The organism is Glaciimonas sp. Gout2 (genome assembly GCF_035018905.1).
Taxonomy (GTDB): Bacteria; Pseudomonadota; Gammaproteobacteria; order Burkholderiales; family Burkholderiaceae_D; genus Glaciimonas.
In genome coordinates this window covers 1-14546 of sequence record NZ_JASJXA010000038.1, presented here as the reverse complement: position 1 = coordinate 14546, position 14546 = coordinate 1, and the positions used below count along the sequence as shown (strand labels likewise).

The window sequence follows — 14546 nt, the reverse complement described above, 5'->3', positions numbered from 1 at the left end:
TCATGAAAATGGTGTGTTGGAAATGCGTTGGGGGAAGCTAAGTGACGCAGTATTCACATTGACCAGAATAAATGCTGCATGCCTGGAAGCACATTTAGCATCAATTATGGCGGTCAATCATTGATTGAATCTTCAGTAAGTCAGGAAAGACTATTAAACACCCAAAATCGTCGGATATTTAACCCTTCCTGCCACTTTTAGCGTGCTTCCCTAAAAAAGAAAGCGCCTATGATAAGGCGCTTTTATCAATTTGCCTAAATTCTGGCATCTTCTTGTTGTTAAGGCAGCTGATCGGCTGTTAATAAAAACACCATGTCATCGCCCGCGCTGGTCGATACCCATGTCATTTCCATATCAGGGAATGCTGCTTCGGCAAATGCGCGTTCGTTACCGATTTCCACGATCAACACACCGTTTTTGGTCAGGCGTTGTTTTGCACCAGCCACGATTGTACGCACTAAATCCATTCCGTCACTACCGCCAGCTAAAGCAATCTGCGGTTCCGCCAGATATTCTCTCGGTAACTTACCCATTGAGCCAGTATTAACGTACGGCGGATTGGTAACGATCAGGTCATATTTTTTGTCAGGTACGTTGGTATACAAATCAGATTCGATGAGAGTGATCCGATCTTGCAAGTCGTAATCGTCTACATTGCGCCGCGCTACCGCCAACGCATCGGCAGAAATGTCAGCAGTGTCAACATGCGCGTTGCCAAAGGCATCCGCCAACATGATCGGCAAGCAGCCAGAACCGGTGCACAATTCCAGGATGTTGGTGACTGCTGCGGGATTTTGAACCCATGGCGAAAAGAAATCGGGAATCAGTTCAGCAATAAACGACCGTGGAACGATCACCCTTTCATCAACATAAAAGCGGTAATCGCCGAGCCATGCTTCTTGCGTGATGTAAGCGGCGGGAACGCGGTCAGTGCTGCGGCGTTCGATGACGCGTAGCACTGTGTCCACTTCTTGCTGCAACAATCGCGCGTCAAAAAACGGCTCGATTTTATCGAGTGGCAGCTTTAATGTATGCAGGATCAGATAGGCGGCTTCGTCTAGGGCTGTGCTGCTGCCGTGGCCAAAGAATAGTGCTTCGGTGTTAAAGCGAGTGACTGCGTAGCGCAGCAAATCGCGGATGGTGGCGAAAGAATTGGGTGTCATGGGACGGATTATAGATGTTATGAGCGCTGACGAGAAGAAGAGGCGCAATGTTGGTCGACTATTGATGTGTATTTCTCGCTGCCGTTCTATATGAAAGCGTTGAGCAGAAAGATCCGATTAATCGCATACAAAACGTAAATAAAAGGCGACATCTTGAATGCCTATGTTTTGGTCGTTATTGTATTTAGCTGGGAGGAGGTGAGTTCATCGCCTTGTCGCTCTAACGACAAGGCGATTGCATACCGGATTACGGCAGCAAATTACGGCAGCAAATTTTCGAGCGTCTTACGATAGATATTTTTCAATGGATCGATAAAGCGCACTTCAATGTGTTCATCGATTTTGTGAATGCTGCCATTAGGGGGACCAAATTCGATGACTTGAGGACAGATTTGCGCAATAAAACGTCCATCAGAAGTCCCCCCAGTTGTCGATAATTCGGTTTCAATCCCGGTTTCTGCCTTGATGGCAGATGCTAAAGCCGCGCTCAATGCGCCACGTGGTGTCAAAAATGGGCGACCGCCGATAATCCACGCCAGCGAGTATTCGAGTGCATGTTTGTCTAGAATCGCTTGGACGCGCTGTTGCAGGTCTTCTACCGTACTGGCTGTTGAAAAGCGAAAATTGAAATCAATGACCATTTCGCCAGGAATGACGTTTGATGCACCGGTTCCACCGTGAATGTTTGACATTTGCCAAGAAGTTGGCAAATAGTACTCGTTAGCGTCATCCCACTTTTCCGCAGCTAACTCCGCTAGTGCTGGCATCGCCAGGTGGAGTGGATTTTTAGCCAAGTGCGGATAAGCGATGTGGCCTTGCACGCCTTTGATGATGAGCTTGCCTGACATCGTCCCGCGTCGGCCATTTTTGATCATATCGCCGAGTTCACCGCTGGAAGTCGGTTCGCCGACGATACAATAATCGAGCTGTTCACCGCGGGCTTTTAACTTTTCGCAGACCACCACGGTCCCGTCGGTGGCAGGACCTTCTTCATCACTGGTAATCAAAAAACCTATAGAGCCGGAATGATTTGGATGGGCCAGCGTAAACTCTTCGACTGCCACCACCATGGCGGCAATCGAGGTTTTCATGTCGGCGGCACCACGTCCATATAATTTGCCATCACGATGGCTGGGCAGAAAGGGGTCTGATTGCCATTGGTCACGTGGACCAGTTGGCACTACATCTGTGTGACCAGCAAACACCAGTAATGGTTGCGTGGTGCCTTTACGGGCCCAGAGATTGGTGACATCACCAGACTGAATCGTTTCGCAGACAAAGCCAAGCGGAGAAAGGAGTTCGATCAGACGGTCCTGACATCCTTTGTCCTGTGGTGTGACGGAAGATAAGGAGATCAACTCCTCTGCAAGTGCAAGGGTTTTGCTGACGACGGTATTTGACATAGTTATTGATTAAAAATCTGTTGATAAAGCGCGTCGGAAAAGCCGACGTAGGTGTTTTTGCCAGTAAATAATACCGGCCGCTTGATAACGGAAGGGAACTCCATCATCAAAGGCGTCGCACTGATACTGTCGGTAATGCTGGCGCGGCGCTGGTCAGATAGATTGCGCCAGATTGTGCCTTTGCGATTCACCAGCACGTCCCAGGGGATATCGGCGAGCCATGTGTTGATCAGGGCGACGCTGACGCCATCTTTTTTAAAATTATGAAACGTGTAGGCGATCTCTTGATCTTCAAGCCAGGTGCGGGCTTTTTTAACTGTGTCGCAATTCGGGATGCCATAAAGGGTAATTGCCATGCGAGGTTACATTCTTTTGAGTGATATGGACGATGAGTATAAATCGAAGCAACGTGCGCTTTAGCTGCGCACGGAGCTGGCTATAAGGCGATATATATCGGCTCCGCTGCTAAACCTTTAAAGATTGCTATAAATCAAGCGTAAACTCAGTGTAGGTCGGGCCTTCGCCTTTATCTGGAGAAGGTGGTACGGTGTTTGTTTTTTTGGACGCAGCGCCATTGTCACTGGCGTTGCTGATGAGCCAGTATAAATTGCTAGGGGAATCGGCTTGAGAAAGTGCTTCTTCTTGCGTAATGATACCTTCTTCGATCAATCGCATCAGTGCTTGCTCAAAGGTCTGTGAGCCTGGCGCCATACTTTTTTCCATGGCATCTTTAATCTGACCGATTTTTCCATCTTCCATTAGCTCAGATATATGCCTGGTGTTGAGCATAATCTCAACCGCTGGCGTACGTTTATCGTCTGTTGTGTTGACCAGCCGTTGCGACACGATGGCAGTTAATGTTGATGCCAGATCTTCAAGCAAGGTTGCACGATTTTCCAGAGGGAAAAAGCCGATCATCCGATTTAAAGCGCGGTAACTATTATTTGCATGCAACGTTGACACCACCAAGTGGCCTGATTGGGCATAGGCAAGTGCCGCTGACATCGTTTCTCTGTCGCGGATTTCTCCGATCAAAATACAATCGGGGGCCTGCCGTAAAGCGTTTTTGAGTGCAACGTCGAGATTGTCGGTATCAATTCCGAGCTCACGTTGATTGACGATCGAGCGCTCATTCTTGAATAAAAATTCAATCGGATCTTCGAGCGTCAGAATGTGACCGGCCTGGGTTTTATTGCGATAGTCCAGCATTGATGCAATTGTCGTCGATTTGCCTGAGCCGCAGGCACCAACGACAAGGAGCAAACCGCGTTTGCGGTTGATTAGTTCCATCAGAACGGGGGGTAAGCCAAGACTTTCAAACGCCGGAATGTCGAATGGAACATAACGAATAACTGCGGAGATATTGCCGCGTTGCTTGAATACCGACAGTCGGAAACTACCGATTCCGCTGATGTGTAAACCCATATTCAGTTCTTTATCGCGTTCCAGCTCTTGCAACCGCGCGACCGGCACAACTTCGTTCAATAGCAGAAGAATGGTTGCCTTATCCATTTTTTGCTGATTGATCGGTACCAACTGACCTTTAATCTTAAGGTGGATTGCCGAGTTGATGGTCAGGAACATATCCGATGCTTCTTTTTCCTGCATCAGACGGAACAAGCGATCCATTGCCATAAGGGTTCCTCAAAAAATAGGTGTCAGGACTTACGCAAAATCGCCCCAGCGGCTTTGTGCGTTCCTAGCCAAAGTCGCTACTGTCTGCATCGACAGAGTTGGCAAGCCCGTTGCTGGGACAATTTTGAGTAAGTCCTAAACAAGTCACTTTAGTTTCAATTTTGCTTTATGGCGTTCGGTCTGGATTGAATAATCACGAAATAAGCAAAAAATATCAACAAAACTAAGTGGTAAATTTATATTTAAAATAAGAAACGGAACCAGTGCACACGTTGGTTCCGAGGCTTATTTATTTTGCGTTACTTATTAAGCGTCGCGTAGTAGTTCGTTAATAGCTGTTTTTGCACGTGTTTTTGCATCCACACGTTTAACGATAACAGCGCAATACAGACTGTATTTGCCATCGGCGGATGGCAGGTTGCCAGAAACGACGACTGAGCCCGACGGAATGCGGCCGTAAGTTACTTCGCCCGTTGCGCGGTCATAAATTTTGGTTGATTGACCGATATAGACGCCCATCGAAATGACTGAGTTTTCTTCAACTACGACGCCTTCGACGATTTCCGATCGCGCACCGATGAAGCAATTGTCTTCAATAATGGTCGGATTGGCTTGCATAGGCTCCAGAACACCACCAATACCAACGCCGCCGGACAGGTGGACGTTTTTACCAATTTGGGCGCAAGAGCCAACCGTTGCCCAAGCATCAACCATCGTGCCTTCGTCGACATATGCGCCGATGTTGACAAAAGAAGGCATCAGAACGACGTTTTTGCCGATGAAGCTACCGTGACGTGCGACCGCCGGTGGCACCACGCGGAAACCGCCTTTGGCGAAATCATCCGCTGTGTAGTTCGCAAATTTGGTCGGAACCTTGTCATAGAATTGCATATTTTCACCTGCAGGCATCGGCATGTTGTCTTCCAGGCGGAATGACAACAGCACGGCCTTTTTGATCCACTGATTAACAATCCAGTTGCCGTCGATTTTTTCAGCGACGCGCAAGGTACCTTGATTTAACTCGGCGATCACTTTGGCGACCGCTGCGCGCAGGTCGGAAGGGGCCGTTTTAGGTGAGAATTCAGTGCGCTGTTCCCAGGCTTGGTCAATAAATTGTTCTAGAGATTGAGTCATGATTTTGTCAGTTAAAAGTTAAAAAAATGTTATTAAACACGATGTGTGTGAAAAGCGCTCAGACGCCGCGGGTGACTATTGACTACTACTATTGATGATTGTACTTATTAGTCGTTATCGACAGTCACTACCAGTGGTGAACAAATTTGGTACGTTTATTGGTTTTGTAAACCGTGAACGAATTTAACAATGCGATGTGCCGCCTCAAGGCATTCGTCGACTTCTGCGACCAGTGCCATTCGAATACGCTGTTGACCTGGATTGATGCCATGTGCATCACGGGCAAGATAGCTTCCCGGTAAGACCGTGACATTATATTCGGCATACAGGCACTTGGCGAAGTCGACATCTGAAAGCGTAGTGCATTTATCGACTTTAGCCCATAAGTAAAATCCCGCGTCAGGGAGCGATACGTCCAATACCTCTTGCAACAATGGTGTCACTTGCTGAAATTTGGTGATGTATTTTGCACGATTTTCTGCAACATGGGTTTCGTCGTTCCAGGCTGCTATTGATGCTGATTGCACCGAAGGGCTCATCGCAGCACCGTGATAGGTGCGATAGAGCAAAAACTTTTTCAAAATAGAAGCGTCACCAGCGACAAAGCCCGAGCGCATGCCCGGTACATTGGAGCGTTTGGATAAGCTGGAGAACGTGATCAGGCGCGGGTAGCCATCGCGTCCTAAACGATGTGCTGCTTCCAGGCTGCCGAGTGGCGCTTCCGGTTTGAAATATATTTCTGAGTAACACTCGTCGGCGGCGATGATAAATCCATAACGATCTGAGAGCGCAAACAGTTCTTTCCAGTCGTCCAGAGTCAGTACCGCACCTGTTGGATTACCCGGCGAACACAAATAAAGGAGTTTAACGCGCGCCCAGACATTTTCCGGCACGTTGCTGTAATCCGGCGCAAAGTTGCGATTTGCGTCTGAATTAACAAAATACGGTTGCGCGCCCGACAAATACGCTGCGCCTTCGTAAATTTGATAAAACGGATTGGGGCACATGACCAATGCATCACGATCAGAGGGGTCCACTACGGTTTGTGCCAAGGCGAACAAGGCTTCTCGAGAGCCGCTAACTGGGAGGATTTGCGTAGTAGCGTTGAGCGCGGGCAAGTTATAGCGGCGTTCTAACCATCCTGCGATTGATTTCCGTAGGGCTTCGCTTCCGGCTGTGCTCGGATAACTGGCGAGACCGTCCAGATTGTCTGCTAGCGCTTGCCGTATAAAAGCTGGCGTCGGATGCTTAGGCTCACCGATCCCGAGGCTGATCGGTTTATAGGCTGTATTTGGGGTGACGTCGGAAAAGAGCATCCGCAGTTTTTCAAATGGATAAGGCTGCAACTGGTCTAGTAGTGGATTCACGGAGATTTTAAATGGCAGAAAAAGGATTCGTAAGGCAAAAAAGCGTATTTCGCATTATATACAGAAGTAAATACACAGAACTAAATACACAGAGGCAAATAAGCGGGGGTAGTGTGTGGAGTACTGCTTATAAACTTGAAGAAATATTTTCTTTGGTGCAATCTTGAGCGTACTTTGTTCCTTAATGGCTATTAAATAAAATGATTTAAGGCGGTGTGGAAGACACGTTTTTACTACGTTAGAGTCACCCTCCAACTATTGCCTCTTTACGATTGTATGGGTTATCACTATTTTTGACCTTTTCCGCGTCAACGGAGGTCACGTCGAATGTTATGATGCTGATCCTTTGCGAGATTTTTCTCGCTTTTATGCATTTTGAATGCGGCGGCGCTGTATTCGCCGACTTTGATAAGAATAGTCAATAACGTGCGTCTAACTTCCATTAAATTAGCGGGATTCAAGTCTTTCGTTGATCCAACCAATTTTCAGGTTCCTGGCCAACTGGTCGGTGTAGTCGGTCCGAATGGTTGCGGAAAATCCAATATTATTGATGCCGTGCGCTGGGTTTTGGGTGAATCCAAAGCTTCCGAGTTGCGCGGTGAGTCGATGCAGGACGTCATTTTTAATGGCTCGTCACATCGTAAGCCTGCGGGTCGCTCGTCTGTGGAGCTCGTTTTTGATAACGGGATGGGCAAAGCCAGCGGACAATGGGGCCAATATGCTGAAATTGCGGTTAAGCGTACGCTGACGCGCGACGGAACGTCTACTTATTACATCAATAATCAATCAGTTCGACGTCGCGATATCCAGGATATTTTCATGGGTACGGGTTTGGGACCACGCGCCTACGCGATTATTGGACAAGGGATGATTTCCCGCATTATTGAAGCGCGGCCTGAAGAATTACGGATTTTCCTGGAAGAAGCCGCGGGCGTGTCTAAATATAAGGAGCGCCGCCGTGAAACTGAAAATCGGCTGAACGACACCCGCGACAATCTTTTGCGCGTGGAAGATATTCTGCGGGAGTTGAACAGTAACCTCGAAAAATTAGAGGCGCAAGCGGCTGTTGCGCATAAATTCCATGCATTGCAAGGTGATCAGGAAGAAAAACAAAAATTGTTGTGGTTATTGCGCAAGAACGAAGCCAAAGCCGAGCAAGAAAAATTTTTCCGCGAGATCGAAAAAGCGCAGACAGATTTAGAAGAGCAAACTGCCAAATTGCGGCATGTTGAAACAGAACTTGAGCATATGCGGCAATCGCACTATGCAGCGGGTGACCGCATGCATCAGGCGCAGGGCCATTTGTATCAGACCAATTCTGAAATCGGCAGTCTGGAAGCGCAAATCAAATTTGTTATCGAATCGCGCAATCGCCTTCAGTCGCAACTCAATTCATTGACCGCGCAGCGCGACCAATGGCAACGCCAAAGCACGCAGCACCAGGATGATTTGTCGGAAGCAGAGATTCACCTTGAAGAGTTGGCCGCCCGCGTAGAGCAATCGCAAGTTACCGCGCAACAGCATAGTGATCACGTGCCGGCACTGGAACAATTATGGCGTGAGGCGCAACTCAAAACTACAGAGTCACGCGCCAAAATCATGCAATTCCAGCAGCAAATCGAGCTGGAATCAACGCATCAGCGTAACGCCTCGAATATTTTGAATGGCCTGACCGGTCGCCGCGAGCGCTTGTCGCAGGAAAAAAGTGGACTGAACTTGCCAGACACCACGCATTTGACCAACCTCAAAATGCAGCTCGAAGAAAAGCAGGCTGGGCTGGAAGAGGTCAGCATGCAGCTGGAAGAGGCGCAAGAGCAACAACCGCGTCTTGAAGAAGAGCGGCGCACCGCACAGCAGCAGGTGAATACCGAAACTGCAAACAATGCGCAATTAGAAGCCCGTCTGACGGCTCTAAAGCAATTGCAGGAAAGCGTGCAGAGTCAGGGCAAGGTGCAGCCATGGTTGCAAAAGCATGAGCTTGCCGAGTTGCCACGTCTATGGCAAAAGCTGCACATCGATCAAGGCTGGGAAACTGCACTCGAATCGGTTTTGCGCGAGCGTACATCTGCCCTGGAAATGTCGAATCTGGACTGGGCCAAAGGCTTTTTTAACGATGCGCCTCCAGGGAAACTCGCATTATTCACGCCTAGCGGGATAGCATCAGAAAGCAGCGTCCCCGTTCCAGCCGGTTTTAAGCCCTTCCTGAATTTGATGCAGCTCAACGATCCGGGCTTGCGCGCATTAATGCAAGATTGGTTGCACAACGTATTTGTGGCAGACGACACCGTAACGGCGTTTGCCGAACGTAGCAAATTGCCGGTAGGCGCTTGTTTTGTGACCCGCCAAGGGCACGTGATTAGTAAAACCAGCGTGCGGTTCTATGCTTCCGATTCGGAGCAGGACGGAATGTTGGCGCGCCAGCAAGAGATTGAAAACATCACCAAACAATTGCGGGCGCAGCAAATGCTGGCCGACGAAGCGCGCTCGCGCTCGGTACGCGCTGAGGCGGCGTTAACGCAAGCGACGCAACGTCTACAAGAGTTGCGCCTTCGTCATAACGCTCTCACGCAAGCGGTGCATAGCTTGCAGATTGACGTGATGAAACTCTCCGAATTGCAAGAACGATTCAATCAGCGCAGTTCACAAATCGCGACCGATCTGGCCGAAATTGCCGCTCAGGAAAACGAGCAACAGCAAATTAAGATGGAATCTGAGGCGAAGTTTGAACAACTCGATGCTGAGTTGGGCGAGTTGCAGGAAAAGCATGAGGATGGCCAAACCGACTATCTTAATAAAGAGCAACAACTCAACGATGCCCGCCAACGCCTGCGCGAACTGGAACGCAGCGCGCAGGAAACTGAATACGCTGAAAAGTCACATCGCAACAAAATCGAAGAATTAAAGCGCAGTATTTCTACTGCACTGGAACAAGCGGCGCAGTTGTTTGCGAATATGCAGCAAGGCCATCTGGAGTTAGAGAGTCTGGACGATCAGGCCGCGCAAACCGGTTTGCAAGACTTGCTGGACAAGCGCACGGATCAGGAACGTGCCTTGGCCGATGCACGGCACGAGTTGGATCAGGTATCGCAAAACTTGCGGCAGCACGAAGACACGCGGACACAGGCGGAACGCAGCTTGCAACCACAGCGGGACCGCATTATGGAAGTACAGTTGAAGGAACAGGCTGCACGTTTGAGCCAAGAGCAATATGCACAGCAACTGGTCGAGTTTGGCGCAGATGAAGTCGCATTGAGCGAAAAGTTGCATGACGATTTGCGTCCGTCTTATTTGCAAGGTGAAGTCACCCGGCTGACGAATGCGATAGCTGGATTGGGTGCCGTTAATCTGGCGGCCTTGGATGAGTTGGCGCAGGCTTCCGAGCGTAAGAATTTTCTCGATGCGCAAAATGCTGACCTGACCGAAGCGATCAACACACTACAAGATGCGATTCACAAGATCGATATTGAAACACGTGAATTGTTGCAGGATACGTTTGATCGGGTAAATGGCCACTTTGCTGAACTGTTCCCGATCTTGTTTGGCGGCGGCCAGGCTAAGCTGATTATGACCGGCGACGAGATTCTTGATTCCGGCGTACAAGTGATGGCACAACCGCCGGGCAAGAAGAACGCCACGATCCATCTGTTGTCGGGCGGTGAAAAAGCGCTGACAGCGACAGCGCTGGTGTTCTCAATGTTCCAACTGAATCCGGCACCATTTTGTTTACTAGACGAAGTTGATGCGCCGTTGGATGACGCCAATACTGAGCGCTTCTGCAATATGGTGAAGCGCATGTCTGAACATACGCAGTTTTTGTTCATCTCTCATAACAAAATTGCGATGGAGATGGCGAATCAATTGATTGGCGTAACGATGCAAGAACAGGGCGTTTCGCGCATTGTGGCGGTGGATATGGAGTCCGCCAGAAGCTTTGCGACTGTAGCTTGATGATGAATGGAAATGTTGTCTTTCATTTGTTATCGCGTGATTATGCCGTCATTATGAAGAATACCGAAATGATGACTTTTTGGGAACACTAGCTGAATTCTTGTGTCCGACAAAGGCTTTTTGGGGATTGGTCATGTCACTTCGGCTGTATAACCGACTTAATCCGCGGTAATTAAGAAAGTTAATGAAATATATTCAATAACAGTAGGCGTTATTCTTACATTTATTGATAATGATGGATTGGTAGATGCATTGGTAGATGCACTATTGCAAAATTCGAATTCATTGTGAAAATTAGGTTTATGAAGACAAAATCGGTTGGCTGAAGATGATGATCAATGGCAGACGATTTATTTCTTATCGCCTCTTTTTAGGTTTAATTTCGAATTGTTTGCTTCATCTGGACCACTTCGATAACAATTTGGTCGCCCGTTGCTAACCACTTATTACTTATTTACTATTAACTTATTCGTTAGTTTATGCTGCCACTGAATTTACCGCAGACTTATTGCCGCCTGGGATCACTGTCCAGACTGCGGGCAGTGGACATGACTAGCTCCCTATTTCAACCGTTATTTGCGCGTACTCCGGCACCGTTGTATTTGCCAGTATGTTCGCTTTCGAGGCCTTAGTAGCATGACCGATCTACAAACCAGTCTGTTCGTCATAGGCGGTGTCATTATTGTTGGCGTCGTCTCTTATAATAAATGGCAAGAATATAAGGCCAAGAAAAGTGTTGAACGGGCATTCTCCACGTCACATGACGACGTCTTGATGACACCGCCAGCGGCTCCGTCTGAGCGATCAGAGCGACATGAGCCCGTATTGTTTACTCCAGAAGCCACACCCGACGGATCGGTGCCATACGATATTCCACAAGATAATATTGAATTGACTGCAGAGCAATTGGCAATTGAACCGCAGGGCCAAATGACCGCGCCGTCTGCAGCGGAAGAAGTCGCAGGATTGGAGGCGGTGATGGTAAAGACCGTTGCTCCCCCGCAAATTGAATTACCTGTCGATGGCTTGATTGATTGCGTGATTCCACTTTCGTTGGAAGCCCCGGTGCGCGGCGATAAGATTTTGCCAGTCCTCCAAAATTTGCGCTATGTCGGCAACAAACCAGTTAATTATATAGGTGAAGATAGTCATGGCGAATGGGAGCCGATTGCACATGGCGGCATCTACAAATCGTTGATGGCTGGTGTACAGATGGCGAATCGTAGTAACCCATTGAACGAGATTGAATATTCTGAATTGGTAATAAGTTTACGTCAGATATGCGACGATCTTGGAGCTGAACCGGACATTCCTGATATGACCGAAGTGATGCAAGGCGCACGCGCATTACATCAATTCGTGATTGAACATGATGCTCAGTTGGGTGTGAATATTCAGTCCAAAGGGGCGCCTTGGGCAGTAACGACGCTGATGTCGGCTTTGACCCGACAAGGCTTTGATGCCCGCCCGGAAGGTCGTCTGATTATGTCGGATGGCGATGGCGGGGTGTTGTTCTCGCTGTCGATAAATGCCAGCGCAACCAGCGAAACAACGGCGCGTCTGACACTTTTACTCGACGTTCCACGCGTTTCTCAGTCACGCGATGGTTATGGTGCGATGGTCGCCTGCGCTCGCTCGCTCGCATCGCGTTTAAGCGGTGTGGTGGTGGATGACAGTAATCAGCCACTGGCAGACATGCAATTATCAGAAATCGCTGGTCAGGTGGATGCGTTCTATCTCGACATGGACGGTGCCGAAATTCCAGCAGGTTCCACGCGCGCTTTGCGTTTGTTTAGTTAATTTTTCTGCCGTAAGTTTTTGTCGTGACTTCAGCTATTCGATATCGAATTTGAAATATCTACTAGCTAGATTTAAATAGTTGCAGTTGCGCTTCAACATATGGATACATAATCGTACCGCCTTAGTATTACTCTGGGTGACCGACGGATGTAGCCGGGTGGTGCGGTTGGGTAGTATATATGTCCCGGCGCTTGCAACATGAGACTGACGCATCCGTCGGCATCTCTTCTTGCGCCATCTTTAGCTATTCGTACCTTGTACTCGGAAAATCAGATTAGAAATTTACTGTCGAATTTCACCCATCAATTCTGCCGAGGTAACCGCTGATATTCCTTCATCAAAGTAGCCGATAGCCACGCCTGCATTCCATTTTTCAATCGCCGCTTTTAGTCCGTGATGATCGATGAAATGCTAGCCTTCGTCATGTTTTTCGATGTGACGCCACAACTCCTCCGCCATCGCTCCTGCGATAAATATACACAACCTTCTTGCGCAGATGCGTCCAATCTCACCTATATTTTTGGTGTTTATTATTGTTCATATCCTGCTTTGCTGGTCACGCTCAGACTATGCAGATTTGTCATTCACGATTACTTTATTTCTTAATGTGTCGGTCTCTTTTGGCCTGGATTATATGTATCCAACATGAGTTTAAAAAATCTGATCATTCGTTTGATAGATTTGATGATGTGAACACAAGTTAAGAAAAATCTTAAGATGCGTCCTATATCGGTTCACAACCTCGTATTTATAGTTGCATCGTAAGTGTACTTTTCCGAATTACGCTTACACATATCCGGTCCAAAAAAAGAGGCAAAAAAAATCGTGCCACGTCACATCCTTTTTTCATAAATCTTAACGTCTACAGAGGTGATGAAGCAGTATTTAGCGCTAATCATTAGAGGTCATTGTCTACAGATTACTTGCTTATTCGATCCCGATTTAGGGCAAAAAATATGCCTTAATAATTTTTCAAAACAAATTTTTTTAATCTTTAGTGATTCGCTAGAACTACGGACTTCAAAAGTGAAGGGTCAAATAATCGCAAAAAAGTATCGTGGCATGCACTTTTTTTGGTAGTCCCTCAAAGATTGAGCATCTAGACTAAGTCACATAAACCATAACGACGTGATCTGTTTCGACCGCGGGATTTGCACTTCCTTTTGCACATCCCGTATGTCGCACGACTATCAGCGCAGTGCAACCAGCGGGGACAAAATAATGACAGCTTTTCTTTTTGAATTATCCATAGTCCAATTATGGATAAAAATAAAACTCGTTAAAAAATCAAAAACGTGTGTTTGCCAGATGCCCTATGAATCAGGCGTCAGAGGTCTGATATGCTGATTAGCGTTGGGTGCTGATATGGTGCCAGATATTGAAGTTGTGCATCTTGGCGGTAATGAGTCGTTTCGTGCTTGGTCGCATGGTTATCCTTACAAGACTGTCCGCTGGCATCGCCATCCCGAGTACGAAATTCATCTCGTGACTGCCACAACGGGAAAATTTTTTGTCGGCGATTATATTGGCACCTTCGTTCCGGGAAACCTGGTAATGATAGGGCCTAATCTTGCACATAACTGGGTCAGTGAATTACCTGGCATCGAGACGGTGAAACAACGTTGTCTTGTGCTGCAATTTCCGAGTGCGTTGGCCTTGAATATAATCAAAATTTTTCCAGAACTGCGGTATCTCAGAAGATTATTAAAAGAATCGCATAGCGGCTTATTATTCGAGCCAGAAACTGGCTTGTTAGCGCAGCCATTGATGCAGGAATTAACTGAGGCACATGGTTTTCGACGGGTACAGCTATTTCTAACTTTAATAGAACTACTGTCGCGCGATGCCGGTCGCAAGCGGCTAGCGAGTTCAGAATACATATCCGAGCCGGACGTCTTTGCGACATCGAAGATAGATCTCGCCTTAAGGTATATCAGTAAAAATTTTTCAAATGAACTGCATGAGCCTGATCTCGCCGCCCTGACAGGCCAGAGCGTTAGCGCCTTCTCACGTGCTTTTCACAAACATACTGGAATGACTTTCGTTAGTTACATCAACCATCTACGCATCAAGAGTTCTTGTGAGTTACTGACGAA

The 14546-nt window shown here is 47.8% G+C and carries 9 protein-coding genes; 3 read left to right on the top strand and 6 right to left on the bottom strand.

From position 1 onward, the window contains the following. Nucleotides 1-278: 278 nt before the first annotated feature. From prmB to dapC, 6 genes are all read right to left on the bottom strand, one after another. Entirely contained in the window at nt 279-1163 is an 885-nt protein-coding gene (gene prmB / locus QN379_RS19205) for a 50S ribosomal protein L3 N(5)-glutamine methyltransferase (RefSeq protein ID WP_322239653.1), read from the bottom strand. 260 nt (nt 1164-1423) lie between these two features. Then, entirely contained in the window at nt 1424-2566 is a 1143-nt protein-coding gene (gene dapE / locus QN379_RS19200; RefSeq protein ID WP_322239651.1) for a succinyl-diaminopimelate desuccinylase, read from the bottom strand. A 2-nt stretch (nt 2567-2568) separates the two neighbouring features. Beyond that, nucleotides 2569-2922, bottom strand: a complete 354-nt coding sequence (locus tag QN379_RS19195; protein WP_322239649.1) for an ArsC family reductase — start codon at nt 2920-2922, stop codon at nt 2569-2571. A gap of 127 nt (nt 2923-3049) precedes the next feature. Next, entirely contained in the window at nt 3050-4201 is a 1152-nt protein-coding gene (locus QN379_RS19190) for a PilT/PilU family type 4a pilus ATPase (protein WP_322239647.1), read from the bottom strand. 306 nt (nt 4202-4507) lie between these two features. Next, nucleotides 4508-5335: a 2,3,4,5-tetrahydropyridine-2,6-dicarboxylate N-succinyltransferase gene (gene dapD / locus QN379_RS19185; protein ID WP_322239645.1), complete on the bottom strand. Its 828-nt coding sequence runs from the start codon at nt 5333-5335 to the stop codon at nt 4508-4510. Between the two features lie 155 nt (nt 5336-5490). Next, nucleotides 5491-6702, bottom strand: coding sequence for a succinyldiaminopimelate transaminase (gene dapC, locus QN379_RS19180; RefSeq protein WP_322239643.1), 1212 nt, complete (start codon nt 6700-6702; stop codon nt 5491-5493). Nucleotides 6703-7128: 426 nt separating this feature from the next. Between dapC and smc the strand changes: the two genes are divergently transcribed. The 3 genes from smc to QN379_RS19165 form a co-directional block, all read left to right on the top strand. Next, nucleotides 7129-10650, top strand: coding sequence for a chromosome segregation protein SMC (gene smc, locus QN379_RS19175; protein ID WP_322239641.1), 3522 nt, complete (start codon nt 7129-7131; stop codon nt 10648-10650). 636 nt (nt 10651-11286) lie between these two features. After that, nucleotides 11287-12450 (top strand): cell division protein ZipA C-terminal FtsZ-binding domain-containing protein, encoded by a 1164-nt coding sequence (locus tag QN379_RS19170; RefSeq protein WP_322239639.1) that lies wholly within the window; start codon nt 11287-11289, stop codon nt 12448-12450. Between the two features lie 1353 nt (nt 12451-13803). After that, a partial coding sequence (locus QN379_RS19165) for an AraC family transcriptional regulator (RefSeq protein ID WP_323507327.1) occupies nt 13804-14546 on the top strand: 743 nt, incomplete at its 3' end.

Coding starts and splice junctions, on each gene's coding strand:
- prmB (WP_322239653.1), bottom strand. CDS start 1,163: ATGACACCCAATTCTTTCGCCACCATCCGCGATTTGCTGCGCTACGCA.
- dapE (WP_322239651.1), bottom strand. CDS start 2,566: ATGTCAAATACCGTCGTCAGCAAAACCCTTGCACTTGCAGAGGAGTTG.
- QN379_RS19195 (WP_322239649.1), bottom strand. CDS start 2,922: ATGGCAATTACCCTTTATGGCATCCCGAATTGCGACACAGTTAAAAAA.
- QN379_RS19190 (WP_322239647.1), bottom strand. CDS start 4,201: ATGGCAATGGATCGCTTGTTCCGTCTGATGCAGGAAAAAGAAGCATCG.
- dapD (WP_322239645.1), bottom strand. CDS start 5,335: ATGACTCAATCTCTAGAACAATTTATTGACCAAGCCTGGGAACAGCGC.
- QN379_RS19170 (WP_322239639.1), top strand. CDS start 11,287: ATGACCGATCTACAAACCAGTCTGTTCGTCATAGGCGGTGTCATTATT.